Genomic DNA, 24,731 nt, shown 5'->3' with positions numbered 1-24,731 from the left:
GGTCTTCTGCGTGCTCACCAGCGGGACTCATCTGACCAATACCGCGCCCCTCCAAGCGCCGGTACTGCAGTGCTCAACAATAAAAATACAGGCGTTTGCTTTTCATTCTGCCGGCACACTCACACCCGAGGTCAGAACCACCATGAATACTCCCTTGAGTAACATCAAGCGTTGGCGCGTGCAGATTTTCGCCATCACCTGGCTGGCGTACGCGGCCTTCTATTTCACCCGCAAGGCTTTTTCGGTGGCCAAGCTGGGGATCGTCGACGACCCGAGTTTCCCGCTGGACAAGATGATGATGGCCAACCTGGATGGCATCTACCTGGCGGCCTACGCCGTTGGCCAATTCACCTGGGGCATGCTCGCCGACCGTTTCGGGCCGCGTGTGGTGGTACTCGGCGGGTTGCTGATTTCAGCCGCCGCCGCCCTGGTGATGGGCACGTTTGCCACCTTGCCGATCTTTGTCACGTGCATGTTGATCCAGGGCCTGGCCCAGTCCACCGGCTGGTCCGGGCTGTGCAAGAACCTTGGCAGTTTCTTCCCGGCGCAGCAGCGTGGCCGGGTGCTGGGTTTATGGAGCTCGTGCTACGCCTTTGGTGGCCTGGTGGCGTCGCCGTTTGCCGGATGGTGGGCGTATACGCTGATCGGCACCTGGCATGCGGCATTTATCTCCAGTGCGGCTGTGGTCTTCGTGGTCGCGGTGCTGTTTTTCATTTTCCAGCGCAACACGCCACAGGATGTGGGGTTACCGGCAGTGGAACCGGAACCGGAACAGACTGCCGCCGAGAAGAACGCCAGTGTGCTGGAGCCGCTGCGGGCCATTTTGCGCAACCGCACGGTGTTGACCCTGGGGCTGGCGTACTTTCTGTTGAAACCGGCGCGTTACGCGATCCTGTTGTGGGGGCCGGTGATTGTGTATGAGCAGATGCCGTCGGTGGGCAAGGTCGGCGCGGCGATTGTGCCGACGGCGTTCGAGCTGGCGGGGTTGCTGGGGCCGATCATGATCGGCATGGCGTCCGACAAACTGTTCGGCGCCCGGCGCATGCCGGCCTGTGTCCTCAGCCTGCTGGCGCTGACCGTGGCCCTGGCGTTGTTCATGGGCGCCTTGCACACCGGCAGTGTGGCGCTGGTGATGGCGCTGCTGTTTGTGATGGGCCTGACCCTGTACGGGCCGGACTCGATGATCAGCAGCACCGCCGCCATCGACTTCGGCACCGCCAAGGCCGGCGCGACGGCGGCGGGGTTCGTCAACGGCTGCGGTTCGGTGGGGGCGATTCTTGGCGGCTTGCTGCCGGGCTACTTCGATACGGTCACGGTGTTTATCGTGTTTGCCGGTGCCGCGCTGTTTTCCTCCCTGGTGTTGATGCCGTACTGGAACGCCAGGCCGGCGGTGCTGGCGCAGGTGGGCGACTTCGTGCCCGACCGTGAGCGCGCCATCAATCCCTTGCGGACCTGAGGGGCATGGCCGGTTTTTTGGTGGATTAGAGTGTTTCAGCGCTATAAACTCTGCCCCCAAAGCGCCGGCCAGTAGACGTCTCGGCGCGATGGACAGAAGAGAGTGAGTCATGGGCGCACAGTGGAAAGTCAAACATAAAGAAGCGGCATCCAATGCCAAGGGCAAGATCTTCGGCAAGCTGGTGAAAGAGATCACCATTGCCGCCCGCAACGGTGCCGACACTGCTACCAACGCACATTTGCGCCTGGTGGTGGAGCAGGCCAAAAAGGCCTCGATGCCCAAGGAAACCCTGGAGCGCGCGATCAAGAAAGGTGCCGGTCTGCTCGGTGAGACCGTGCAATACCACCGCGTGACCTACGAAGGTTTTGCCCCGCACCAGGTGCCGCTGATCGTTGAATGCGTGACCGACAACATCAACCGCACCGTGGCGGAAATCCGCGTGGCGTTCCGCAAGGGCCAACTCGGCGCGTCCGGCTCCGTGGCCTGGGACTTCAACCACGTAGGCCTGATCGAAGCCTCGCCGGACAGCCCCGACGCCGATCCGGAAATGGCCGCGATTGAAGCCGGTGCCCAGGATTTCGAGGAAGGCGAAGAAGAAGGCACTACCTTGTTCATCACCGAGACCACCGACCTGGACGCCGTGCAGAAAGCCTTGCCGGAGCAGGGTTTCACCGTGCTGTCGGCCAAGCTCGGCTACATCGCGAAGAACCCGGTGAGCGGTTTGAGCGATGAGCAGATGGCCGAAGTCGAAGCCTTCCTGGAAGGCTTGGACAACCATGACGACGTGCAGGACATGTTCGTCGGGTTGGCGGGTTGATTCTGATTTGATGTGAACCCGGTCCAAATGTGGGAGCGGGCTTGCTCGCGAATACGGTGTACCAGCCAAGCATGTATTGACTGACACACCGCATTCTCGAGCAAGCCCGCTCCCACATTGGGTTTAGCTGAGTTTGGAAGACTGCAACAGGGTTGTGATTTCCTCGAACCCGGGCCGGGCCAGCACATCCGGCTGGCAGCAGTTGTCCCGCAAGGTTTCCAGCGCCACGCGCTTTTCCTCGCTCAACCCCGCATCAATCCTTTCCAGCAATTCCCCCAGCAACACCCCGAACGCCCTGACTTCGATGCGCTGCAACGCGCGGGTTTCCTGGCTGTCGACCGTGGCGTGAAACGACGCTGCACCAAAGTCCCCAAGCAGACATTCACCGGCTTCATTCCACAGAATGTTGTGGCCGTACAGATCACCGTGGGTGATGCCTTGCGCGTGCAGGTGCGCCGCCACCGAGGCGATGCCCCGGGCCATGCGCAGCGCCACATCCGCGCTGAAACGGGTGGTGGGCTCGTAGATATCCCGGGTGCACGACGCCAGGCTCGGCAGCGCCGCAAGGTTGCGATAGTTCGGTTCGATCAGTTGCATCACCAGTGCCGCCTGGCCTTCCGGGTGGTCGACGACACGGCCTTCTACCTTGATCAGGTTGGCATGCAGTCCGGCGGCGATGCAGGCGTGCATTTCGTGCAGGGGCGAGCCGTCACTGGTAATGCTGCCTTTATAGAGTTTGACCGCGACCGCCTTGACCGGCCCGTTTGACGGGGCCCAGTACGCTTTGCGGATGATTCCGGAAGCGCCTTCCCCCAGCACTTCGCTCAATTCCAGCTCGGACCAGGGAATGTTTGGCGTCGCGTCATGGCGGGCCTCTTCCTCGGCCATCTCTACCGGATTACCGGCGTAGGCCAGCCAGGTCAGGCTCGGCAAACCCAGCAACCAGTCCGGCAGGCGGGTCATGCGGTTGGAAGCGATGCGGATCAATTCGAGGTTTTTGCACTGGGCGAGACTTTGCGGCAACTGCTCCAGGTGGTTACCGGCCAGCATCAGTTTTTGCAGCAAAGGCCGTTCACCCAGTTCGTCCGGCAATTGGCTGATGTGGTTATCGGTGAGGATCAGCCAGCGCAGCAAGTGTGGCAGCGACGTCGCCGGGACACTGCTGATCTGGTTCGACTTGAAGCCGATCATGCTCAACTGCGCGCACTGGCCCAGGCATTGCGGCAGTTCGGTAAAGGCGTTTTCCGAACAGAACAGCACGCGCAAATGGGGCAGGCGGTGCAGGTCATCCGGCAGGCTGCTCAGGGCATTGCCGGTCAGGTTGAGGATTTCCAGGGAGTCGGCCAGGTCGAAGATTTCCCGGGGGAACTCGGTCAGCCCACAGCGCAGGTCCAGGCGTTTGATACCGGCCAGTTGGCCGGCCTTGAGTTGGGCAAGGGTATCCATGAACGGCGCGTCACTCGGCAATAGGGGCGTAAATGGCGCTCATGATAGCGGGTTGCGGCCCGATCTTCTGCAACTGCCCCAGGCGGCTGGCGGTGCGCGCCAAATCGATGGCCTGGCCGCTCAGGGATTGCTCCAGCGGCTGCTCGCCGATCAGCACCAATTGCTTGTCCTGGTCGTAGAGCACGTCCACCAGGTTGATGAACCGTTGCTGGGCGGCAATCGGACAGTCCGCCAGGTGCGGCAGGCCGTCGATGATCCAGCGTTCATAGTCGCGGCACAGCTGCAGGTAGTCCATGACGGCGGTCGGTTGTTCGCACAGGTCGCTGAAGGTGAAGGCAATGCTGCGGTCCTGGTGCCAGCGGGCAGTCAATTGCCGGGCTCCGACGGTCAGGCTGACCGGGGCCTGATCCGCTGACGGCAGGCCCAGGGCTTGGCGTTGCGCGGCAGTCCCCGGCCACACGAACTGGCCAGCGCTGAACCGCTGATCGCCATGGGCCTGGGCCAGGCTGCGAAAATCCTGGGGGGCGCTGACTTCCATGACGTCCATGCGCGCGCTGATCAGCTCGATCACCGGCTTGAACCGCTGATGGTACAAGGGGTTCGGCAGCAACCCGGCGGGCGGATAATTGGAGGTTACCAGCACCCAGACTCCGCGCCGGAACAGGGCCTTGAACAGACGGCTGATCAGCATCGCATCGCCGATATCATGTACGTGAAACTCGTCGAAGCACAGCACGCGGCAGCCATCGAGCAACTCATCCAGGGTCACGGCCAAGGCATCGCGCTGCTGGCGATGGGCAAACATTCCCTGGTGCAGACGGGCGAAAAAGTCGTGGAAGTGCACGCGCTGTTTCTCGGCAATCGGCAACGCCTGGAAAAAGCCGTCCAGCAACCAGCTCTTGCCCCGGCCGACGGCGCCGTGCAGGTACAGGCTGCGGGTAGGGCGCCCGGCCAGCAGATGGTCGGTTTGCCGGGCCATGGTCTCGATCACCTGTTGCTGGCTTGGGCTGAGGGTATAGCCCTGTTGCCGGGCCTTGCCCTGGAAGAATGCGCTGATACCGGGGGCGGCGGTGGTCGCCGCGGTTTTACCCAGCAACCGTTTGAGCAGGGGCGGTAAAGCAGCCAATGTCAGTCACTCTGTGTTTCGGTGGTCGCTCACTTTAGAGCGCCGGTTGCGGTTTGACCAATAGAGAAGCACGGCGCGAGCTATCTGGAAAAGGCATGGGTCAATGGATCCAAAACACCGACCTGACTGGCGGATTCCCTTCAAGTGACTAACCTCATACACAGCAGTCACCCCTGTATAAGGATTTGGGGCAGTGAAGGGACACGCAGTCTTGGCAATCATGAGCGCGATGCTCTGCAACACGGGTTATGGTGCACAGCTCCAGGTTGAGGTGCGTATCGACGTGCAGCGGGGGTGCCAGTTGGTCGGCACCACGCGTGAAGCAGGGATCGAGCAGCTCGGCGTACTGGATTTCGGCAGCGGCTCCCGGCTGGATGACCCGGCAGGCCCGTTGAGTGCAGCCTTGATCAGCCAGCGCCAGCCACGCCTGGAGTGCAACCCGGATACGCCTTATCAGATGCGTGTCGACGGCGGCCTGCATGGCGGCATCGGCGAAGTACGTTACCTGGGCGCTGCTGCCCCCTCGATCAAACCCATTCCCTATCGAATTTATGCCGATGCCGCACGCCGCATCCCCTTGGCCGTGGACGTACCGTTGAGCGGCCGTGTGCCCGATTCCGGCACGGTGGACTTGCCACTTTATGGACGCATCGAGCCGCTCAAGGAAATACCGGCCGTGGGGCTTTATTCCGACCTGCTCAAAGTGACGGTGACATGGTAAGCCGCGCCCTGGCCTGCATCGCGCTGGGCGGCCTGTTGCTCCTGGCCGAGGACGCCCAGGCGGCGGTCGCCGGGCAGATTCACGCACGGCTGGTGATTACCGCCAGTTGCCAGGTGAGCAAAGGCACCGACAGCGCGCCGGTGAGCCCGGATGGCGGCTCGGCCTTGCTGGATTTCGGCAGCCACGGACCCACCTGGGACAAGGGCCTGGGTGCCGGCATCAGTGATGGCGACAAGGCCGCGCTCGCTGTGTCCTGCAACCCGTCGGTGGTGAGCAGTTTCACCGTGACCATCGACGGCGGCGCCCATGGCGACGGCATCACCCGGCGCTTGAGCAATGGCCGGCAAACCATACCGTATCGGCTGTCGGCCGATCCTGCGGGCCGAAGCACCTACAGCATCGGCCAGCAACGCAATTTCGTCGTGACCAAGGGCGCACAGGTACCGATCCCGGTATTCGGCTCGGTGGTGGCGAATACCAGGGCCCTACCGGCCGGCATCTACACAGACACCCTGACGGTGACTCTGGATTGGTAATTCATGAGGATGGACATCATGCATGCACTTGTATCTAAAGCAGTTCTCCCATTGGTCGCACTGGCCTGGGTATCGGGTGCCCAGGCGGCCACGACGGTCACCGGGCAGATCAGCTCCACGCTGATCCTGACCAACAGTTGCCTGGTCAATGGCGTGGGCGGCACCACCGGTTTGAACTTCGGTACGATCAATTTCGGTACCACCAACAGCCAGTTCACCACGCAGTCCGGCCAGGTGCTGGGTGGCGGTGGAGGCGCGTTGTCGATCCAGTGTTCCTCGGGCACCTCGCCGGTGATCACTGTGGGTGCCGGGTCCCATGACGGCCAGTCCACGGGCGGCACCCGGGCGCTGTATGACGGCGTGGCCAACTATGTGCCGTATGACTTCTACACCGACACCGGGCATTCGACGCTCCTGGCGATCAACGGAACCATCAACGTAGGCGCGAGCACGGGCGTTGCGCAAACCGTGAACATCTACGGCCAGGCCGTGGGCAAGGCAGGTTTGCCGGCGGGTACCTACACCGACACGGTGTCGGTGCAACTGACGTTCTAGTGCCATGAAGCGGGCCTGCTGGGCGACGCTGGCGGTCATCACGGGTTGGGGGATGCCGTTGTCGTTGCTGGCGGTGACCAGCCAGACGATCCAGGTCAGCGCGACGATTGCCGCAGGCTGCCTGGTGGTGGGCGGCGGCACGAACTACGGCAGCCTGGCGTTCGGCAGCTATTCGTCGTTGTCCACCAGCACGGTGTCGGTGGCGCTGAGCAGCGGGGTAACGCTGCAATGCACCCCGGGAGTCACCTTGAACATGAGCGTCAACGGCGGCTTGTACAACGCCAGTGGCCGGCACATGCAACTCAATAGCGGCAGTGCCCAAGTGGCGTACCAGCTGTTTCAGGACGCGGCCCTGAGCCAGGGCCTGGGGATCAGTCAAAGCGTCAGCGTGGCCTACAGCAACGCGAACAATATAACCCTGCCGATTTACGGCCGGGTGGTGTTACCGGGTAATCAGCCTGGGGGGACGTACAGCGACGTGCTGCAGGTGCAGCTGTCCTGGTAAGGCGATTGGCATGAGGAGTGGAATCTATGTTTGCAGCTTCCCGGCGGTACTGGGTTGCGGGTTTTATCGGTCTGGTGGCGTTGGGCGCCGGGCAGGTCCAGGCTGCCAGTTCGGTGCTGATCTGGCCCATTGACCCGGTGCTGGAGGCCGATCAACAGGCCAGCGCCTTGTGGTTGGAGAACCGCGGTACAGAGACTGCCAACTTGCAGATCCGGGTATTTGCCTGGAGCCAGGGCGGGTTTGACGAGCAGTACCAGAACCAGCGCGACGTGATCGGCAGCCCGCCGGTGGCGAAGATCGAACCGGGGCAGAAGCAATTGGTGCGCCTGACCCGGACCCGGGAAGTGCCGCCGGGCCAGGAGTTGGCCTATCGGATCATCATCGACGAAATCCCCGCCGCCACCCCTGAAACCCCCGCAGCCGATGGCAAGACGGCCGCAGCCATCCGCTTTCAGATGCGTTATTCGGTGCCGTTGTTCGCCTACGGCGCAGGCCTGTGGAGCAAGGAAGACGCGACGCGCCAGCGCGACCCCAAGGGCGCGGGCAAGCCTGACCTGAGCTGGAAAAAAGTCACCGTCGGCGGGCGCAACTATGTGGAGATGCGCAACCAGGGCGCGGTGCACGCGCGGCTCACCGATGTGGCGTTCAAGCAGGGCGGGCAGACCCGGCCGCTGGTTGACGGCCTGCTCGGCTATGTACTGCCGGGCGCAACCATGCGCTGGCCGGTGCCACAAGGTGTCGCGGGCGATCAGCCGCTGCAGGTGCGAGTCAATGGCGCAACGCAACTGGAGAACCTTGCGCCGGGACGGTAACGCAATGGAATAGGGCATGGAGCAGCCCTTGGTCTTAACGGATGGAGATGTCCATTGATGGACACAAAGCCTTGGTGAGCCATGGTTGGGCTCGTAGTCGATGGCGATCGGTGTGGGTGGTGGGCGGCCTGGCGGGCCTGGTGCTTGCGCCGCTTGGCGTGGCCGCGCCGTTGCCGCCGCCGCCCAGCAACATGGAGGCTGTTGCCGATGCACAGTTGTTCCTCGAACTGGTGGTCAACCAGATGGACACTGGCCGGGTGGTGGCCGTGGATCAGCGCACCGGCGGCCTGTTTGTGCCGGCGGCCACCTTGCGGGACGTGGGCATGAAGCTGCCGGCCGAGATCACCACCGAGGTCGCGCTGGACCACCTGCCGGGCCTGCACACCGATTACGACAGCCAGGGCCAGCGCCTCATGTTGACGGTACCGCCGGCGTGGTTGCCGGCGCAGTTCATCGGCAGCCGCAACAACTACCCGCGCGCCCAGGCACTCACCAGTTTTGGTGCGTTGCTCAACTATGACGCTTACCTGAACGACACCGATGACGCCGGCACATACCTGGGCATTTTCAACGAAGTGCGGCTGTTCGATACCTGGGGCACCTTGTCCAATACCGGCCAATACCGCACCACCTTTGGCGGCCAGGCCAGCGGCAGCACTTTGAACAATGGCTACCGGCGCTATGACACCACCTGGCGCTTTTCCGACGATGAGCGCCTGCTGACCTACGAGGCGGGCGACGTGATCAGCAGCGCATTGCCGTGGAGCAGTTCGGTACGCCTGGGCGGGGTGCAAGTGTCGCGGGATTTCGGCGTACGCCCGGACCTGGTGACTTACCCCTTGCCACAATTTGCCGGGGAGGCGGCGGTGCCGTCGTCGGTGGACCTGTTCATCAATGGCTACAAATCCAGCAGCGCAGATCTGCAGCCGGGCCCTTACACCTTGACCAACGTGCCGTTTATCAACGGCGCCGGCGAAGCGGTGGTGGTCACCACCGATGCCCTGGGCCGGCAGGTGTCGACCACCGTGCCGTTCTACGTCACCAGTACGTTGTTGCAAAAAGGGCTGTCGGATTTTTCCGTGGCGGCCGGTAATTTGCGCCGCGACTACACCATTCGGGATTTTGGCTACGGGCCGGGCGTGGCCAGCGGCACGTTTCGTTACGGGGTGTCGGACTACTTCACCCTGGAAAGCCATGCCGAAGCCTCAGGCGACCTGACCCTGGGCGGGCTCGGCGGCAACGTGCGGCTGGGCAACTTCGGGGTGCTCAATACCGCCCTCAGCCAAAGCCAGTTTGATGGCGAGACCGGCCAGCAATTGAGCTTCGGTTATCAATACAGCAACCAGCGCTACAGCCTGTCATACCAGCGAGTAGAACGCCGCGACCAGTACGCCGACCTGACCCTGGTCGACACGCCTTATGCGAGCCTCAGCAAGCGCAGCGAGCAGGTGACCCTGAGCCTGAACCTCAACGATTTCGGCAGCATCGGTGCCGGCTATTTCGATGTGCAGGCAGCCGATGACTCCCGCACCCGGCTGATGAACCTCACCTGGAGCAAGCAGTTGTGGCGCAACACCAGTTTCTATCTGTCGGCCAACCGTGAGGTCGGTGACAGCAACTGGGCCATGCAGGCGCAGTTGGTCATCCCGTTCGACATCTATGGCAGCCTGGCCTTGAGCAACGAGCGCAGCCAGGCCGGCGAGAGTCGCCAGCGGGTCAACTACAGCCGGGCGGTGCCGTCCGAAGGCGGCGTGGGCTACAACCTGGGGTATGCCAGTGGCGACGGCCCCGCCTATCGCCAGGCCGACCTGACCTGGCGCATGCAGTCGGTGCAATTGCAGGCGGGCGTGTACGGCAGCAGTGACGCCGAGACCCGTTGGGCGGATGCCAGCGGTTCGTTGGTGTGGATGGACAAGCAAGTGTTCGCGGCTAATCGGGTGAATGACGCGTTTGTGGTGGTGAGCACCGATGGTTATGCCGGGGTGCCGGTGCTTTACGAAAACCAGCTAGTGGGTGAAACCGATCGCAACGGGCATCTGCTGGTGCCGTGGAGCAGCGCTTATTACCGCGGCAAATATGAAATCGACCCGCTGAACCTGCCGGTCACCGTGCAGACGCCGAATGTCGAGCAGCGGGTGGCGGTGCGTCGCGGCAGCGGCTATTTGCTGGAATTCCCGGTGCGCCGGGTGATCGCGGCCAGTATCACCCTGGTGGATGCCCAGCATCAGGAACTGCCCCTGGGCAGCCAGGTGCGTCACGAGCAAACCGGCGCGCGGGCGGTGGTGGGTTGGGACGGCCTGGTGTACCTGGAGAACCTGGCGGCCCACAACACCTTGCAAGTCACTGTGGGTGAGGGCCGTACCTGCCAGGCAACGTTCGACGTGGATATCAACGAGGAGCAGGTGCCGCTGATCGGGCCGCTGGTTTGCCAATGAGATAAGGAGTGTGGGTGTGCGGGTCAAGGGATGGGTGTCGGGAATGCTGGTGTTGGCGAGCCTTGGGGGCGTGCAGCAGGCGCAAGCCTTGTGTTCGGTGGGGGCGACCGTGCCAGCCAGCTTTGGCACGTCGGTGAGTTCGATGACCGTGCGCACTGCCGCCCAGACCAGTTCGACCACCTCCGGCGGCTTGAACTGTACCTCTGCCCTGATTTCGTTGCTGGCTTCCACCGACCACTTTTACGCCACCATCACCGGTTCCTCCCAGGGCGGCATGGTTGGGCCCACCGGTGATGTGATCAGCTACACGGTCTATGCCAACAACACCACCGGCTTTCCGATGACCCGGGGCACCGCGTTCGACTTTGGCGGGCCCGGCGGCATCGCGCAAACCGCCGGGCTGATTTCCGGGCCGGGCACGAAAACCTTGCCGCTTTACATGAGCACGACGATCGGCAGCAACGTGGCGGCCGGCACCTATAGCGAAACCCTGAGTATTTTCTGGAACTGGAACTATTGCTCGGGCATTGGTATCGGCGGGATTTGTCTGGGGCGGGATATCAACAGTGGCACCACGACGTTGACCGTCAGCATGACCGTGGCCAATGACTGCACGATCACCGCGCCCAACATCAGCTTCGGCAGCGCCCCGGTGATCAGTGGTTTTTCCAGCGTGAGCGGGCAAGCCACGATTGCCTGCACCAAGGGCAGTGCCTACACCGTGGGCATCAGCGACGGGCAGAACCCGGTGAGTGTGGGCGGGCAGCGGCGGATGATCTCGGGGAGCAACTTCCTCAATTACGACATCTTCAAAAGCGCCACCACCACTCGCTGGGGCAGCGTGACCACCGCCCGGCGCGCCAGCTCCACGGCTGAGGTGAACCCCGGGAATGGCCTGGGCACCGGCAGCCAGGTGTTCAACTACAACGCGGCGATCTATAGCAACCAGGCCACGCCGCCAGCCGGTACCTACGTCGATAACGTGGTGCTGGATGTGGGTTTCTAGAACCGCATCGTCTGCTTGAGCATCTGCGTGGTCGACGGGTCTTGCGGGCTGACCATCGCATAGTTGTAGCCCGCGCCCGACCAGTATTCGGCCTGCAGGCCGTCGGCACTGCGGCTGCCACGAGGCAGGAATTTGTTTTCCGGGCCCGGCGGACGGATATAGAAACTGATGCGCCGCCCTTGGGGGTCTTCATACAGCACCATGGCCGCCGCGCCTTGTTCGGTACTGAGCAGGCGCCCGCTGACCGCCTTGAACCCGGCCTGGCTCAGGTCCGGCAGGCGGTAGGCCTGGTTGAAATAACGGTCGAGCCAGCCTTGCATGTCGCCACCGCTTTGTACGTGGTAGTCGGCGGGCAGGATGCCGTCCTGGGCAAACAGGCGGTAGGCCTGCATCGCGTCGCTCATGGGCGCCATGCTCTCGAGCAGCGTGGCCTGGCGGGCCTGCCAGCCGCCGAGGCCGCCGACACTGACGGCAATCAACAGCATGGCGGCGGTTGCGAGATGGCGGCGTGACTGGCGCTTGACCCGCTGACGAATCAGGGCGGGGTCCAGCTCGGGGTTGGCGGGTTGTTGCAGTGCGCCGCTCAACGATGCCCGCAGGTGCTGCGCGTCCTGTTGCCAGGCGTGCACCTGGGCGGCGACGTCCGGGTGGGCCGCCAGCCAGGTTTCGAGCTGGCGGCGGTCGGCGTCCAGGAGTTGGTGATCGACGTAGGCATGCAAATCGCGTTCGCTGGGAGGCAGGCTGATCATTTGAGTATCCGCAGGGCAGGGCTGGTGATTTCGCCGTCGCTGAGCTGGCGCAGGGCCTGGCGCGCGCGCGACAGGCGAGACATCACGGTGCCCACGGGCACCTCGAGGATGTCGGCGACTTCTTTGTAGCTCAAGCCTTCCACCGAGACCCACAGCAGCAGGGCGCGCTGTTCGGTGTTCAATTTGTCGAAGGCTTGCAGGGTCGATTGCGCGATGACGGTGCGCTCGACCGACGGCTGCGAATCATCGCGGCCGGTGAAAAACTCCAGCATGCGTGTGTACCGCCGGGAGCGCCGATGGGCGTCGAGGAACTGCCGGTAGAGGATCGAGAACAGCCAGGCGCGCAAGTCGCCTTCGAGGCGTTTGTCGGCCCAACTGATGATCGCGCGCTCAAGGCTCGCCTGCACCAGGTCGTCGGCGCTGCTGGTGTTACGCGTCAGGGACACGGCAAAGCGCCGCAACCTGGGGATGAGTTCACGTAACTGTTCGTCGAGTTCGTGCATGGGATTCTGGCTAGTCACTACGCTGGGACTAGGAAGACGTCCGGCGTTGAAGGTTATTCCAGGCCAATAAAAATAAACAGCAGGCCAGGGAATAGAGTGCGCTGGCGTTCGTCCCAAGTGTTCCGACCTTATGTTTCACCCACTCAAGGCCTTGGGCCCTGGAGTTATTTCATGGTAGATCACTCATCACCGCCCCGTCCGCCGCTGAGCACCGCAAGCCTGATAATTCGGTTGGCCAGCATCGGCGTGGTGGTTGCCGTCGTGGCCGGGGCGTTTGCCTACGTTAACGGAAGCCTCGACCCACAGCGGTTGCGCCCCAAAACCCTGGTCAATGCCTTGGAAACCAACAACGGCTTGCACCCTGGCTACCGGCGCAACCATGCCAAGGGCGTGTGCGTGGCCGGTTATTTCGAGAGCAGCCCCGAAGCGCGCCAGTATTCCAGTGCCCAGGTATTCAGCGAGGCGCGTACCCCGGTTATCGGGCGTTTTGCGCTGCCCAGCGGCAACCCGTATGCGCCGGACAGCAGCGTGCCGATCCGCAGTTTTGCCTTGCAGTTCAACTTGGCCAACGGCCAGCAATGGCGCACCGGGATGAACAGCATGCCGGTGTTCCCGGTGGGCACGCCCGAGGCCTTCTTCGAGATGCTCAAGGCCGGCGCACCTGACCCAGCCACCGGCAAGCCGAACCCGGCAGGCATGCCGGCGTTCTTCGCGGCGCACCCCGAGACCGCGCCGTTCCTGGCCTGGGTCAAGACCGCCAAGCCGTCTGCCAGCTATGCCACTGAAACCTATAACGGCATCAACGCGTTTTACCTGGTAAACGCCAGCGGCCAACGCCAGGCCGTGCGCTGGGGCGTCGTACCGCAAAGCCAGGATGCTGCGGGGGCCACGGCGCCCGCCGGCAGCGACTTCCTCGAAAAAGACCTGGCCCAGCGCCTGGTGGCCGGGCCGTTGCGCTGGCAGTTGAACCTCACCCTGGCCAACCCGGGCGACCCGGTGGATGACGCCAGCAAGACCTGGACCGGTGAGCACAAGGTGCTGAATGCCGGGACCCTGGTGCTGGAAAGCAGCCAGCCGCAAATGGACGGTGATTGCCGTGACATCAACTTTGATCCACTGGTGCTGCCGAGCGGTATCGAAGCCTCGAATGACCCATTGCTGGCCGCCCGTTCGGCGGCGTACGCCAGTTCCTACCTGCGTCGCACCAGCGAAGTCAGCCAGCTGCACAGCGCCCCTCAGGAGTCGAAGCCATGAATGCCCAACCCCGGTTTTTCGCCCCGCTGGCGCGGCTGCTGCATTGGCTGATGGCGTTGATGATCATCGCCATGCTGTTTATCGGCGCGGGCATGGTGGCCTCGGTTTCCGAACGCCATGAGTGGCTGATCCACCTGCACAAGCCGCTGGGCATTGCGATCCTGGCGCTGGTGATCGTGCGCCTGGTGGTGCGTTTTTCCACGCGCCAGCCGCCGCTGCCTGCCGACTTGCCGCTGTGGCAAGTGCTGGCGGCCAAGGCCTCCCACGTGGTGCTGTATGCGTTGATGCTGGTGTTGCCGCTGCTGGGCTGGGCGATGATTTCAGCGGCCGGCGACCCGGTGATGCTCAGCAGTTCGGTGCAGTTGCCGGCGCTGGTGGGGGCGAATGCGCCGTTGTTTGCCGTGTTGCGCAAGGCTCACGGTTACCTGGCGTATTTGCTGTTTCTAACGGTGTTGTTGCACCTGGCGGCGGCGCTGTTCCACGGTTTGATCCGGCGTGACGGTGTGTTGCAAAGCATGACCGGCAGCAAGGACTGAAGCCTTCCCCGGCGACGGTTGCTGTGATGCAGCCGTCGCCGGGATCGTGGATGTTTAGCGCAATACGCCGACGATATCCGCCACGCTGCTCAACACATCCTTGCCCAACTGCATCGAGCGTTTGCCCGACCAGCCAGTGTGCGGGTTGGGCGCGTCGTCGTTGTCCTTGAAGGGCATTTCCAGGGTCAGGGACAGGCAATCGAACTTCTCGCCGACGCTGTTGCACGCCAGGGTCATATTGGCTTCGCCCGGCAGGTCGCGGGTGTAGCCATGCGCGGTCTGAAAATCCCGGGTGAGGTTGCTCAGGTGGCTGCGGAAGTGTTTTTCCAACTGCTCGATACGTGGCGTGTAGCCCGGGTTGCCTTCACAACCGGCGGTGAACACATAGGGGATTTCCTCGTCGCCGTGGATATCCAGGAACAGGTCAACGCCGTACTTTTCCATTTGTTGCTGGACGAACAGTACTTCGGGGCTGATCTCCTGGCTCGCACTCTGCCAGGCGCGGTTGAGGTCCTGGCCCATGGCGTTGGTGCGCAGATGCCCATGGAACGCGCCATCGGGGTTCATGTTCGGTACCAGGTACAGGTCGGCGGCGGCCAGGAGCTTTTTCAGCTCGGCGTCACCGTCCTGTTGCAGGCGCTCGATGATGCCTTCCATAAACCATTCGGCCATGTGCTCGCCGGGATGCTGCTGGGCGATGATCCAGACCTTGCGCTTGTTGGCCTCGCCCTTGCCACGGCGCAGCAGTTGGATATCACGGCCTTCGACACTTTTGCCGGTGGCCAGCAATTGCGTGCCGGCGCGGTTCAGCGCCTGGTCGATCAGCCAGTCGTGGCGTTCGCGGCTGTAGGGTTCGAAGTAAGCGAACCAGGCCTGTTTTTCACGGGTTTCGAGGGTGATGTGCAGCGTCTCGCCATCAAAGCGGGTGGGTACCCGAAACCAGTTGATATGGTCGTAGGACGCCACGGCGTTGTAGCCGCTCCAGGCGTGCTTGTAGGACGAGTGTCCGGCATTGCTCAGGCGGAAGGTGTGGGTGTGGCCCACATGCATGCCTTCGGCCTTGAAGTGGAACCACTGGAAGTGCTGGCTGCGCGTATCGGGCTTTATCGCCAGCAGCAACTGGTGAGCATCACTGGCGTCGAGCACCTGGATATTGCCACTGTCGAAGTCGGTGCTGATCTTGATGGAGGTCAAGGCCACGGTCATAGTCTGGTTGCCTGAATATGAGTGTTGTGGCGGGCATTTTACACCGGAGCGGGGCAAAGCCTGGATGCAATTTTTGCGGGTGAAGAGGGGGCGTCGTCCATGACGCCGCCGCAGCTTAGAATCTATGAGATTGATTCTCAAGTGCTATTTTTGAAAGAACCGGCCTAGAGCGCTCGATCGACTTTCTTTTGGCGATGGTCTTTTGCTACCATGCGCGCCATCAAGCAACACACAGTCTTCATTAGCCTGAAGTCACGCCAGGGAAAAACTGGCAAAAAAAAGACCCGGCCAAAGAGCCGGGTCAAAAACCGTGATTAGCCTGATGAGGAGATATTCCAAGAGTCCGACCTAAGGTCTCTTGGTCTATCGACTGATCTCGCGATCAGCTAGGTCCAATAATAATCATTATCATTTGCAAGTCAAATGTTTTTATCCCTCGGATAGAAATATTTTTCCCGCGTGCCTGTTACAGGCTGGCCGGCTGTTCGGCACCCCTCGCCGAAAGCCGCAGTGACCGCTCCACCATCACCTTCGCCATATCGATCAAATAGACCACTGAAAACGCCAGGTCCCGGCTATTGCCGTGGGCGCTGTTTGCCGATTCGTACGCAGTGGCCGCGGCGCTGCGCAGCAGGTCGGAGGCGTGGACCAGGGCCTCCTCGTCGCTGATGCCGGGCTTGACCTCGAACAACGTATCGTCAACGGAGGGCGGTGCGGCATCCTCTTTCAGGTAATAGTCCAGCGCGCGTTGGGCGGCGCCACTGCTGCGCAGGAACAGCCGCTCGTCTTCATCGCAGGTGTCGGGCAGGGTATACGAGGTGGTCGTCATAAGGGCAGTGCTCTGTGTGGGTGTCGAAAGCCTGCAATCGATATTAGTACTAATCGTATTTATGGCGTTTTATTGATTACTACAAACTGTTTATTGCCGTGGTGAGTACACAACGTATTGTCAGGGCCCATGGATAAATGGATAGCGTTGGTCAAGGCCAACATGAAAGACCGCAAGGTCACGCAGGACCAACTGGCGTCGCGCCTGGGCATGTCTCAGGGCGGGGTCGGCCACTGGCTGAACAAGCGTCGGGTGCCGAGCCTTGCCGATATGAACCGGGTGATGCAGGAGCTGGGCCTGGATGGGCTCGAGGTCGCGCTGGTGGTTCGCGAAAAAGCGCTCGCGGCGGTTGCCGAGGAACTGCAGCCGGCGCCGCACTACAACCCGAATTACCGTTACCCGGTGAGCGAAGGGAAGGGAGGCTACCCATTGCAGGAAGAACCTCGGCCGTACGGCGTTACTCGTTTTCAGATGAGCGACTATCAGGCCCGTGGCAAGGCGTTCTGGATGCGCGTGACTGGCGACGCCATGACCGCCCCCAGCGGCTTGAGTATCAATGAAGGCACGATGATTCTGGTGGACCCGGCCATCCAGCCCGAGCCCGGCAAACTGGTGGTGGCCCAATGGGCATTTGATTCCCAGGCGATCTTGCGCAAATGGGTCAGGCAGAGCGGCCAGCTTTACCTGGTGCCGCTCAACCCTACATACCCGAAGATGCTGTTCAGTGAAGAGTGCCGGATCATCGGCGTGGTGGCGCAGGCGGTCACGAGGTTTTAACTCGCGGCTTCCAGCTCCACCAGTGCGCTGCCTTCACCGACCATTTCGCCTTCCTGGCAGTACAGCGCCTTGACCACGCCGGCATGGGGCGCGCGAATGCTGTGTTCCATCTTCATGGCCTCCAGCACCACCAACTGCGTACCGGGTTCAACGGTTTGCCCGACTTCCACCAGCACTCGCACGATGCTGCCGTTCATCGGTGCGGTCAGGCCGCCCTGATGGGACTGGCTGGCGTCGACGGCGGCAATGGGGTCGAACAGGCTGACACTGTGCACCTCGCCGTCCCAGCGCAAAAACACACTGCCGCCCTCGCGTACCGCCAGATGGGAGCGGCGCACGCCGTGCTGGTCGATCAGCAATTGTTCGCCGTGCAACTGGGGCGGGTTGATGCCGGCTTGCAGCATTACCAGGCGATCCTGGCCGTTGCAGCTCAGGTGCAGGGAAACCTCGCCCGGCAAGCCTGAGCGAAAACCTCGGGTGTCGGCCCAGGGCGAACGGGTGTCAGTGCTCGGTTGGGTCTGCATGAACGCCTGGCCGGCGGCCTGCCAGAATGCCTCACTCAATTCGCCAGGCGCCGGCAGCAGCTCATCCTGATAACGCGGGATAAACCCGGTATCGAGCTCGGCAGCGGCAAACGCCGGATGGCCGATAATGCGCCGCAAGAAGCCCAGGTTGGTCTTCAGTCCACCCACGGCAAATTCATCGAGCATGCCCAGCAGCCGCAGGCGCGCCTGTTCGCGGTCTTCGCCCCAGGCAATCAGCTTGCCCAGCATCGGGTCGTAGAACGGCGACACGTTGTCGCCTTGTTCGACGCCGCTGTCTACCCGGCGCCCGGGCCCTGGCGTGGATTCGCGGTACAGCGCCAGGTGCCCGGTGGCCGGCAGAAAATCGTTGGCCGGGTCCTCGGCGTACAGGCGCACTTCAATCGCATGCCCCAGCAGTGGCACTTGCTCCTGAGTCATCGGCAGCGGCTCGCCCTGGGCCACGCGAATCTGCCAGGCCACCAGGTCCAGGCCGGTGATGGCCTCGGTCACCGGGTGTTCCACCTGCAGCCGGGTGTTCATCTCCATGAAGAAAAACTCGCCCCGGGCGTCCAGCAGAAACTCCACGGTGCCCGCGCCCACGTAGCCGATGGCCTGGGCCGCACGCACGGCCGCTTCGCCCATGGCCTTGCGCTGCTCGGCACTCAGGCCCGGCGCCGGGGCTTCTTCGACGACTTTTTGATGGCGGCGCTGGATCGAGCAATCGCGCTCATTGAGGTACAGGCAGTGACCGTGCTGGTCGGCGAACACCTGGATCTCCACGTGACGCGGCTTGAGCAAATACTTTTCCACCAGCATCTGCGCATTGCCAAACGAGGACAGTGCTTCACGCTGTGCCGAGGCCAACGCTTCGGCCAGTTGGCTGACGTCCTCGACCACCTTCATGCCCTTGCCGCCACCGCCTGCCGTTGCCTTGAGCAGCACCGGGTAACCGATACGCTCGGCTGCCTGGCGGAAAGTCTCCAGATCTTGGGCGTCGCCGTGGTAACCCGGCACCAGCGGCACGCCGGCGGTTTCCATCAACGCCTTGGCGGCCGATTTGCTGCCCATGGCATCAATGGCCGAGGCGGGCGGGCCGAGGAAGATCAACCCGGCGGCTTCAATGGCGCGGGCAAACCCTGCGTTCTCCGAAAGAAACCCATAACCCGGGTGAATCGCCTGGGCGCCGCTGGCCTGGGCCGCGGCAATCAGTTTGTCGATTTGCAGGTAGCTGTCGGCGGCCTTGCTGCCGCCCAGGTCCACACGAATATCAGCCTCGCGGGTGTGCCGCGCGTCACGGTCGATGGCGCTGTGCACGGCCACGGTGGTCAGGCCCATGGCCTTGGCGGTACGCATCACCCGGCAGGCGATTTCGCCACGGTTGGCTACCAATACGGTAGTAAGCGTCTTCATGAACGCGGCTCCTGAGGCTGCCAGTTGGGCGCGCGTTTTTGCAGAAAGGCACGCAGGCCTTCCTGGCCTTCGGTGCTGACGCGGATCCGGGCGATGGAGTTCTCGCAGTAGCGACGCAACGCTGGCGTCAGGGCACCGTGGCCGACTTCCCGTAGCAGGTCCTTGCTGGCGCGCATGGCCGCGGGGCTGTTGAGCAGCAGATTGGTAATCCACAATTCGACATGTATGTCCAAATCATCGGCAGGATAACTTTCCGCCAGCAAGCCGATTTCCCGTGCCCGCTGCCCGCCAAAGCGATCCGCTGTGAGGGCATAGCGACGGGCTGCCCGTTCGCCGATCGCCTGCACCACGAACGGGCTGATCACCGCCGGCGCCAGGCCAATGCGCACTTCCGACAGGCAGAACTGCGCATCGTCGGCGCCAATCGCCATGTCGCAGCAACTGATCAATCCCAGGGCACCGCCGTAGGCCGCACCCTGGACTACCGCCAGCGTCGGGATCTTCAGCTTGGCGAGGTTGTACATCAGCTCCGCCAGTTCTCGGGCATCGTCCAGGTTGGTGTGGTAATCCAGTTCGGCCGACTGCTGCATCCAGGCCAGGTCGGCGCCGGCGCTGAAGTGTTTGCCGCGCCCGCGCAGTACCAGAAAGCGCAGGGCCGGATCGCCTTGCACCCGGTCCAGGGCAATGATCAGTTCGCGGATCATTTCGGCATTGAACGCGTTGTTCTTGGCTTCACGACTGAGCCACAGCGTGGCAAAGCCACGGGGGTCGGTGATCAGTTCGAGGGTGTTGAAATCGCTCATGGGGTGCAGCTCCATTTACATGCGGAACACGCCGAAGCGGCTCGGCTCGATGGGGGCGTTCAGCGCGGCGGACAGGGCCAGGGCGAGCACGTCGCGGGTCTGCAGCGGGTCGATGACGCCGTCATCCCACAGCCGTGCGCTGGAGTAGTAGGGGTGGCCCTGGGTTTCGTACTGGTCGAGGATCGGCTGCTTGATCGCCGCTTCCTCATCGCTGCTGAAACCCTGGCCGGCGCGCTCGGCCTGCTCACGCTTGACCTGCACCAGCACGCCGGCGGCCTGTTCGGCGCCCATCACGCCGATGCGTGCGTTGGGCCACATCCACAAGAAGCGCGGGTCGTAGGCGCGTCCACACATGCCGTAGTTACCGGCGCCGAAGCTGCCGCCGATGATCACGGTGAACTTCGGCACCTTGGCACAGGCTACCGCTGTCACCAGTTTGGCGCCGTGCTTGGCGATGCCGCCGGCTTCGTATTTCTGGCCGACCATGAAGCCGGTGATGTTTTGCAGGAACAACAGCGGAATCCCGCGTTGGCAGGCCAGTTCGATAAAGTGCGCGCCTTTCTGCGCGGCCTCGGCGAAGAGGATGCCGTTGTTGGCCAGGATCGCAATCGGATAGCCGTGCAGGTGCGCAAAGCCGCACACCAGTGTGGTGCCAAACAACGCCTTGAATTCATCGAACACCGAGCCGTCCACCAATCGCGCGATCACCTCGCGTACATCGAACGGTTGCTTGGCGTCGGCCGGAATCACGCCGTACAGCTCTTCGCTGCTATAAAGCGGCGCCAGCGGCGTGCGCTGTTGCAATTGCCCCAGCTTGCGCCAGTTGAGGTTGGCCACACTGCGCCGAGCCAGGGCCAGCGCATGTTCGTCGCTGTCGGCATAGTGGTCGGCCACCCCGGAAATCTTGCAGTGCACATCGGCACCGCCCAGGTCTTCGGCGCTGACCACTTCACCGGTCGCCGCCTTCACCAGCGGCGGGCCGGCGAGGAAGATGGTGGCTTGCTGGCGGACCATGATTGCTTCGTCCGCCATCGCCGGCACATAGGCACCACCGGCAGTGCAGGAGCCCATCACCACCGCGATCTGCGGGATGCCCTGGGCGCTCATGTTCGCCTGGTTGAAGAAGATCCGTCCGAAGTGCTCGCGATCCGGGAATACTTCATCCTGACGCGGCAGGTTGGCGCCGCCGGAGTCCACCAGGTAGATGCAGGGCAGGCGGTTCTGCTCGGCGATGGTCTGGGCGCGCAGGTGTTTCTTGACGGTCAGCGGGTAGTACGAGCCGCCTTTCACCGTGGCGTCGTTGGCGACGATCATGCACTCGACGCCTTCCACCCGGCCAATCCCGGCAATCACCCCGGCAGCGGGCACGTCTTCGCCGTACACCTGATAAGCCGCCAGCTGGCTGAGTTCAAGGAACGGCGAGCCAGGGTCGAGCAAGCGATTGATCCGCTCGCGAGGCAACAGCTTGCCCCGCGACGTATGCCGCTCCTGGGCCTTGGCGCCGCCGCCTTGCTGCACCTGGGCGAGCAGGGTATGCAGGGCGTCGACCTGTTGGAGCATCGCCGCGCTGTTGGCGGCGAATTCCGCCGAGCGCGGGTTGAGCTGGGTGTGCAGGGTAGCCATGGTGCGCGCTCCGTTCAGCGGGTTTCGTTAAACAGTTCGCGACCGATCAACATGCGCCGGATCTCACTGGTGCCGGCACCGATTTCATACAGCTTGGCGTCACGCAATAGACGGCCAGCCGGGAACTCATTGATATAGCCATTGCCGCCGAGAATCTGGATCGCGTCGAGGGCCATCTGGGTAGCGCGTTCGGCGCTGTAGAGGATCACGCCGGCGGCGTCCTTGCGCGTGGTTTCGCCGCGCTCGCAGGCCTGGGCCACGGCGTACAGGTAGGCGCGGCTGGCGTTGAGCTGGGTGTACATGTCGGCGACCTTGCCCTGGATCAGCTGGAACTCGCCGATGCTCTGGCCGAACTGCTTGCGGTCATGGATGTAGGGCACGATCAGGTCCATGCAGGCCTGCATGATCCCGGTCGGGCCGCCGGACAGCACAACGCGTTCGTAATCGAGGCCGCTCATCAGCACTTTCACGCCGCCATTGAGTGCGCCGAGGATGTTTTCTTCCGGCACTTCGACGTCATCGAAAAACAACTCGCAGGTGTTGGAGCCGCGCATGCCGAGCTTGTCGAACTTGTTGCTGCGGCTGAAGCCCTTCGAGTCGCGCTCGACGATAAACGCGGTGATGCCGTGGGCACCCTTTTCCAGGTCGGTCTTGGCGTAGATCACGTAGGTATTGGCATCAGGGCCGTTGGTGATCCAGGTCTTGCTGCCGTTGAGCACATACACACTGCCGCGTTTATCGGCGCGCAGCTTCATGGAGACCACGTCGGAGCCGGCGTTCGGCTCGCTCATGGCGAGTGCGCCGATGTGTTCGCCGCTGATCAGCTTGGGCAGGTATTTGAGTTTTTGCTCATGGGTGCCGTTGCGGTTGATCTGGTTGACGCAGAGGTTGGAGTGCGCGCCGTAGGACAACGCCACCGAAGCCGAGCCCCGGCTGATTTCTTCCATGGCCACCACGTGGGCCAGGTAGCCCAGGCCGGCGCCGCCGTATTCTTCCGGCACGGTGATGCCCAGCAGGCCCATATCGCCGAACTTACGCCACATATCGGCGGGGAACAGGTTGTCGATATCGATCTGCGCAGCGCGCGGCGCCAGTTCCTTGGCCACGAAGGATTGCACCTGGTCGCGCAGCATGTCGATGGTTTCACCGAGGGCGAAGTTCAGGGAGGGGTAACTCATGGACGGGCACCTTCTAGCGTTGTTTTTGTATGGCCAATACGCCGGGGAGGGCGATCACCTTTACGTTAACGTAAACTTGCGTTGCGGGCCTGTCAATCGTAGTTTACGTTTACGTCAACCTACAAAAAAGACAACAGGGGTCGTTATGGATCAATCGAATCAGAGCTACAGCCGCGGCTGTCAGGACAAGGCCTTGCTGGCCATGACTATCGGCCAGGCCTTTGATCAAACGGTTTCGCGCTACTCCGACGGCGAAGCCTTGGTCGTGGGCCATCAACAGCGTCGCTACACCTGGCGGCAACTGGCAGAGACGGTTGACTTGCATGCACGTGCGTTCCTGGCCTTGGGGATGCAGGCCGGCGACCGCTTGGGCATCTGGGCCCCCAACTGCGCCGAGTGGTGCATCAGCCAGGTCGCCAGCGCCAAAATCGGCGTGATTCTGGTCAATATCAACCCGGCGTATCGCAGCAGTGAATTGGAGTACGTACTCAAGCAATCCGGTTGCCAGTGGTTGGTGTGCGCCGGGTCGTTCAAGACCTCCGATTACCACGGCATGTTGCAGGAGCTTCAACCTGACCTGCGCGGCATCATCAGCCTTGATCCCAGCCCGCCCCCGGGGTTTACGCCCTGGTCGCAATTGGCGGCCCTCGGGGCAGGCGTCCCGCCCGAGCAATTGCAGATCCGCCAGGCCGGCCTGCACTTCGATCAACCCGTCAATATCCAGTACACCTCCGGCACCACCGGCTTCCCCAAGGGCGCCACCCTCAGTCACCACAACATCCTCAATAACGGCTACATGGTTGGCGAAAGCCTGGGCCTGACGGCACAAGATCGCCTGGTGATCCCGGTGCCGCTGTATCACTGCTTTGGCATGGTGATGGGTAACCTGGGCTGCATCACCCATGGCACCACGATGATCTACCCGAGTGACGGTTTCGACCCATTGCTGACCCTGGCTGCCGTCGCCGAAGAACAGGCCACCGGGCTATACGGGGTGCCTACCATGTTTATCGCCATGCTTGATCACCCGCGCCGCGCCGAGTTCGACCTGTCGCGCCTGCGCACCGGGATCATGGCGGGCGCCACTTGTCCGATCGAGGTGATGCGCCGGGTTATCAGCGAGATGCACATGAGTGAGGTGCAGATTGCCTATGGCATGACGGAAACCAGCCCGGTGTCGTTGCAGACCGGGCCGGATGATGACCTTGAGCGGCGTGTTACGACGGTTGGCCGGACCCAGCCACAGCTGGAAAGCAAGATTATCGATGACGCCGGTAACACGGTTGCTCGGGGCCAGGTAGGGGAGCTGTGTACCCGGGGCTACAGCGTGATGCTCGGTTACTGGAATAATCCTGACAGCACTCGTGAGGCTATCGACGAGGCGGGCTGGATGCACACCGGCGACCTGGCGACCATGGATGAACATGGGTATGTGTGCATCGCCGGGCGTAACAAGGACATGATCATTCGCGGAGGTGAGAACGTGTACCCGCGGGAGTTGGAGGAGTTTTTCTTTACTCATCCGGCGGTGGCGGATGTGCAGGTGATCGGGATTCCGGATGAGCGTTACGGTGAGGCGATTGTGGCGTGGATCAAGTTTCATCCGGGGCATGTGGCTAATGAGCTTGAGCTGCAGACGTGGTGCAAGGGGCGGATTGCGCACTTCAAGATGCCCAAGCATTTCAAATTTGTGGATGAGTTTCCGATGACGGTGACGGGGAAGATCCAGAAGTTTCGGATGCGGGAAATTATGATTGAAGAGTTGAAGGGGGGGTGAGGGAGGGCGGGGTGTTTATCCGTTATTTAGGTAACGGCGGCTTATGGTTTCGCTCTTACAGCGAGTCACTTTGCAAAAGCGGCAAAGTAACCAAAGCGCTCTGCCCCGCCTGTCGGCGCCTCGCTGTGGCTCGGCGTTCCCTCACTC

The 24,731-nt window shown here is 62.5% G+C and carries 23 protein-coding genes; 13 read left to right on the top strand and 10 right to left on the bottom strand.

Annotation, left to right across the window (positions count from 1 at the left end; genetic code table 11):
• Positions 1-142 precede the first annotated feature (142 nt).
• Together HX817_RS27815 and HX817_RS27810 are read left to right on the top strand one after the other, a co-directional pair.
• Positions 143-1,456 (top strand): MFS transporter, encoded by a 1,314-nt coding sequence (locus tag HX817_RS27815; RefSeq protein WP_177009831.1) that lies wholly within the window; start codon positions 143-145, stop codon positions 1,454-1,456.
• A gap of 109 nt (positions 1,457-1,565) precedes the next feature.
• Positions 1,566-2,273, top strand: coding sequence for a YebC/PmpR family DNA-binding transcriptional regulator (locus HX817_RS27810; protein ID WP_008431478.1), 708 nt, complete (start codon positions 1,566-1,568; stop codon positions 2,271-2,273).
• 123 nt (positions 2,274-2,396) lie between these two features.
• On the opposite strand, the gene HX817_RS27805 is transcribed toward HX817_RS27810, so the two are convergent.
• Together HX817_RS27805 and zapE are read right to left on the bottom strand one after the other, a co-directional pair.
• Entirely contained in the window at positions 2,397-3,719 is a 1,323-nt protein-coding gene (locus HX817_RS27805; protein ID WP_177041878.1) for a leucine-rich repeat-containing protein kinase family protein, read from the bottom strand.
• A 10-nt stretch (positions 3,720-3,729) separates the two neighbouring features.
• A complete protein-coding gene (zapE, locus tag HX817_RS27800) occupies positions 3,730-4,845 on the bottom strand; it encodes a cell division protein ZapE (RefSeq protein WP_177041876.1) in 1,116 nt (371 codons plus the stop codon).
• 229 nt (positions 4,846-5,074) lie between these two features.
• Between zapE and HX817_RS27795 the strand changes: the two genes are divergently transcribed.
• From HX817_RS27795 to HX817_RS27765, 7 genes are read left to right on the top strand one after another with little or no spacing between them, the layout of a single operon-like run.
• Entirely contained in the window at positions 5,075-5,566 is a 492-nt protein-coding gene (locus HX817_RS27795; protein WP_218182647.1) for a spore coat U domain-containing protein, read from the top strand.
• Positions 5,560-6,102: a spore coat protein U domain-containing protein gene (locus HX817_RS27790; RefSeq protein ID WP_003212440.1), complete on the top strand. Its 543-nt coding sequence runs from the start codon at positions 5,560-5,562 to the stop codon at positions 6,100-6,102. Before HX817_RS27795 ends, HX817_RS27790 begins: the two co-directional genes overlap by 7 nt.
• Before the next feature lie 18 nt (positions 6,103-6,120).
• Positions 6,121-6,657, top strand: a complete 537-nt coding sequence (locus HX817_RS27785) for a spore coat protein U domain-containing protein (RefSeq protein WP_032898768.1) — start codon at positions 6,121-6,123, stop codon at positions 6,655-6,657.
• Between the two features lie 4 nt (positions 6,658-6,661).
• Positions 6,662-7,162: a spore coat U domain-containing protein gene (locus tag HX817_RS27780; RefSeq protein ID WP_177041872.1), complete on the top strand. Its 501-nt coding sequence runs from the start codon at positions 6,662-6,664 to the stop codon at positions 7,160-7,162.
• A 26-nt stretch (positions 7,163-7,188) separates the two neighbouring features.
• The gene (locus tag HX817_RS27775) at positions 7,189-7,974 is read left to right on the top strand and encodes a molecular chaperone (RefSeq protein WP_134326999.1); all 786 of its coding nucleotides are present in this window, start codon (positions 7,189-7,191) and stop codon (positions 7,972-7,974) included.
• Positions 7,975-8,015: 41 nt separating this feature from the next.
• A complete protein-coding gene (locus tag HX817_RS27770) occupies positions 8,016-10,409 on the top strand; it encodes a fimbria/pilus outer membrane usher protein (protein WP_177041870.1) in 2,394 nt (797 codons plus the stop codon).
• A gap of 43 nt (positions 10,410-10,452) precedes the next feature.
• On the top strand, positions 10,453-11,415 hold the full coding sequence (locus HX817_RS27765; protein ID WP_177041893.1) for a spore coat U domain-containing protein: 963 nt from the start codon (positions 10,453-10,455) through the stop codon (positions 11,413-11,415).
• Here HX817_RS27765 and HX817_RS27760 read toward each other — a convergent pair.
• Both HX817_RS27760 and HX817_RS27755 read right to left on the bottom strand, forming a co-directional pair.
• Positions 11,412-12,164 carry an anti-sigma factor gene (locus tag HX817_RS27760; protein ID WP_003212454.1) on the bottom strand — a complete coding sequence of 251 codons (753 nt, stop codon included), beginning with the start codon at positions 12,162-12,164 and terminating at the stop codon, positions 11,412-11,414. The two genes, HX817_RS27765 and HX817_RS27760, sit on opposite strands and share 4 nt — an antisense overlap.
• On the bottom strand, positions 12,161-12,667 hold the full coding sequence (locus HX817_RS27755; RefSeq protein WP_003212456.1) for an RNA polymerase sigma factor: 507 nt from the start codon (positions 12,665-12,667) through the stop codon (positions 12,161-12,163). Before HX817_RS27755 ends, HX817_RS27760 begins: the two co-directional genes overlap by 4 nt.
• Before the next feature lie 171 nt (positions 12,668-12,838).
• On the opposite strand from HX817_RS27755, the gene HX817_RS27750 reads away from it, so the two are divergent.
• Entirely contained in the window at positions 12,839-13,921 is a 1,083-nt protein-coding gene (locus HX817_RS27750) for a catalase family peroxidase (RefSeq protein WP_008431493.1), read from the top strand.
• The gene (locus HX817_RS27745) at positions 13,918-14,457 is read left to right on the top strand and encodes a cytochrome b (RefSeq protein WP_003212459.1); all 540 of its coding nucleotides are present in this window, start codon (positions 13,918-13,920) and stop codon (positions 14,455-14,457) included. The genes HX817_RS27750 and HX817_RS27745 overlap by 4 nt, the downstream gene beginning before the upstream one ends.
• Before the next feature lie 54 nt (positions 14,458-14,511).
• Here the strand turns inward: HX817_RS27745 and HX817_RS27740 are convergent, their stop codons facing one another.
• The gene (locus HX817_RS27740) at positions 14,512-15,663 is read right to left on the bottom strand and encodes a M14-type cytosolic carboxypeptidase (protein ID WP_008431496.1); all 1,152 of its coding nucleotides are present in this window, start codon (positions 15,661-15,663) and stop codon (positions 14,512-14,514) included.
• A 466-nt stretch (positions 15,664-16,129) separates the two neighbouring features.
• Entirely contained in the window at positions 16,130-16,492 is a 363-nt protein-coding gene (locus HX817_RS27735; RefSeq protein WP_003212463.1) for a DUF6124 family protein, read from the bottom strand.
• 129 nt (positions 16,493-16,621) lie between these two features.
• On the opposite strand from HX817_RS27735, the gene HX817_RS27730 reads away from it, so the two are divergent.
• Complete coding sequence (locus HX817_RS27730) at positions 16,622-17,269, top strand: LexA family transcriptional regulator (RefSeq protein ID WP_177021354.1); 648 nt, start codon at positions 16,622-16,624, stop codon at positions 17,267-17,269.
• Here HX817_RS27730 and HX817_RS27725 read toward each other — a convergent pair.
• From HX817_RS27725 to HX817_RS27710, 4 genes are read right to left on the bottom strand one after another with little or no spacing between them, the layout of a single operon-like run.
• Positions 17,266-19,203 carry an acetyl/propionyl/methylcrotonyl-CoA carboxylase subunit alpha gene (locus tag HX817_RS27725; RefSeq protein ID WP_177041868.1) on the bottom strand — a complete coding sequence of 646 codons (1,938 nt, stop codon included), beginning with the start codon at positions 19,201-19,203 and terminating at the stop codon, positions 17,266-17,268. The genes HX817_RS27730 and HX817_RS27725 overlap by 4 nt on opposite strands.
• Positions 19,200-20,006, bottom strand: coding sequence for a gamma-carboxygeranoyl-CoA hydratase (locus tag HX817_RS27720; protein ID WP_102605889.1), 807 nt, complete (start codon positions 20,004-20,006; stop codon positions 19,200-19,202). The genes HX817_RS27725 and HX817_RS27720 overlap by 4 nt, the downstream gene beginning before the upstream one ends.
• A gap of 15 nt (positions 20,007-20,021) precedes the next feature.
• On the bottom strand, positions 20,022-21,629 hold the full coding sequence (locus HX817_RS27715; protein WP_003212470.1) for a carboxyl transferase domain-containing protein: 1,608 nt from the start codon (positions 21,627-21,629) through the stop codon (positions 20,022-20,024).
• 14 nt (positions 21,630-21,643) lie between these two features.
• Positions 21,644-22,807: an isovaleryl-CoA dehydrogenase gene (locus tag HX817_RS27710; protein ID WP_003212472.1), complete on the bottom strand. Its 1,164-nt coding sequence runs from the start codon at positions 22,805-22,807 to the stop codon at positions 21,644-21,646.
• Between the two features lie 145 nt (positions 22,808-22,952).
• On the opposite strand from HX817_RS27710, the gene HX817_RS27705 reads away from it, so the two are divergent.
• Positions 22,953-24,584 carry an AMP-binding protein gene (locus HX817_RS27705; protein WP_177041866.1) on the top strand — a complete coding sequence of 544 codons (1,632 nt, stop codon included), beginning with the start codon at positions 22,953-22,955 and terminating at the stop codon, positions 24,582-24,584.
• Positions 24,585-24,731: the final 147 nt, after the last annotated feature.

This window comes from Pseudomonas sp. C6002 (assembly GCF_013385805.1).
Taxonomy (GTDB): Bacteria; Pseudomonadota; Gammaproteobacteria; order Pseudomonadales; family Pseudomonadaceae; genus Aquipseudomonas.
The sequence above is the reverse complement of the archived record's forward strand: the minus strand, read 5'-3'. Positions and strand labels throughout refer to the sequence as shown.

Coding starts and splice junctions, on each gene's coding strand:
- HX817_RS27720 (WP_102605889.1), bottom strand. CDS start 20,006: ATGAGCGATTTCAACACCCTCGAACTGATCACCGACCCCCGTGGCTTT.
- HX817_RS27705 (WP_177041866.1), top strand. CDS start 22,953: ATGGATCAATCGAATCAGAGCTACAGCCGCGGCTGTCAGGACAAGGCC.
- HX817_RS27745 (WP_003212459.1), top strand. CDS start 13,918: ATGAATGCCCAACCCCGGTTTTTCGCCCCGCTGGCGCGGCTGCTGCAT.
- HX817_RS27780 (WP_177041872.1), top strand. CDS start 6,662: ATGAAGCGGGCCTGCTGGGCGACGCTGGCGGTCATCACGGGTTGGGGG.
- HX817_RS27735 (WP_003212463.1), bottom strand. CDS start 16,492: ATGACGACCACCTCGTATACCCTGCCCGACACCTGCGATGAAGACGAG.
- HX817_RS27725 (WP_177041868.1), bottom strand. CDS start 19,203: ATGAAGACGCTTACTACCGTATTGGTAGCCAACCGTGGCGAAATCGCC.
- HX817_RS27760 (WP_003212454.1), bottom strand. CDS start 12,164: ATGATCAGCCTGCCTCCCAGCGAACGCGATTTGCATGCCTACGTCGAT.
- HX817_RS27755 (WP_003212456.1), bottom strand. CDS start 12,667: ATGCACGAACTCGACGAACAGTTACGTGAACTCATCCCCAGGTTGCGG.
- HX817_RS27790 (WP_003212440.1), top strand. CDS start 5,560: ATGGTAAGCCGCGCCCTGGCCTGCATCGCGCTGGGCGGCCTGTTGCTC.
- HX817_RS27750 (WP_008431493.1), top strand. CDS start 12,839: ATGGTAGATCACTCATCACCGCCCCGTCCGCCGCTGAGCACCGCAAGC.
- HX817_RS27775 (WP_134326999.1), top strand. CDS start 7,189: ATGTTTGCAGCTTCCCGGCGGTACTGGGTTGCGGGTTTTATCGGTCTG.
- HX817_RS27810 (WP_008431478.1), top strand. CDS start 1,566: ATGGGCGCACAGTGGAAAGTCAAACATAAAGAAGCGGCATCCAATGCC.
- HX817_RS27805 (WP_177041878.1), bottom strand. CDS start 3,719: ATGGATACCCTTGCCCAACTCAAGGCCGGCCAACTGGCCGGTATCAAA.
- HX817_RS27815 (WP_177009831.1), top strand. CDS start 143: ATGAATACTCCCTTGAGTAACATCAAGCGTTGGCGCGTGCAGATTTTC.
- HX817_RS27765 (WP_177041893.1), top strand. CDS start 10,453: ATGCTGGTGTTGGCGAGCCTTGGGGGCGTGCAGCAGGCGCAAGCCTTG.
- HX817_RS27770 (WP_177041870.1), top strand. CDS start 8,016: ATGGAGATGTCCATTGATGGACACAAAGCCTTGGTGAGCCATGGTTGG.
- HX817_RS27715 (WP_003212470.1), bottom strand. CDS start 21,629: ATGGCTACCCTGCACACCCAGCTCAACCCGCGCTCGGCGGAATTCGCC.
- HX817_RS27785 (WP_032898768.1), top strand. CDS start 6,121: ATGCATGCACTTGTATCTAAAGCAGTTCTCCCATTGGTCGCACTGGCC.
- HX817_RS27740 (WP_008431496.1), bottom strand. CDS start 15,663: ATGACCGTGGCCTTGACCTCCATCAAGATCAGCACCGACTTCGACAGT.
- HX817_RS27730 (WP_177021354.1), top strand. CDS start 16,622: ATGGATAAATGGATAGCGTTGGTCAAGGCCAACATGAAAGACCGCAAG.
- HX817_RS27795 (WP_218182647.1), top strand. CDS start 5,075: ATGCTCTGCAACACGGGTTATGGTGCACAGCTCCAGGTTGAGGTGCGT.
- HX817_RS27710 (WP_003212472.1), bottom strand. CDS start 22,807: ATGAGTTACCCCTCCCTGAACTTCGCCCTCGGTGAAACCATCGACATG.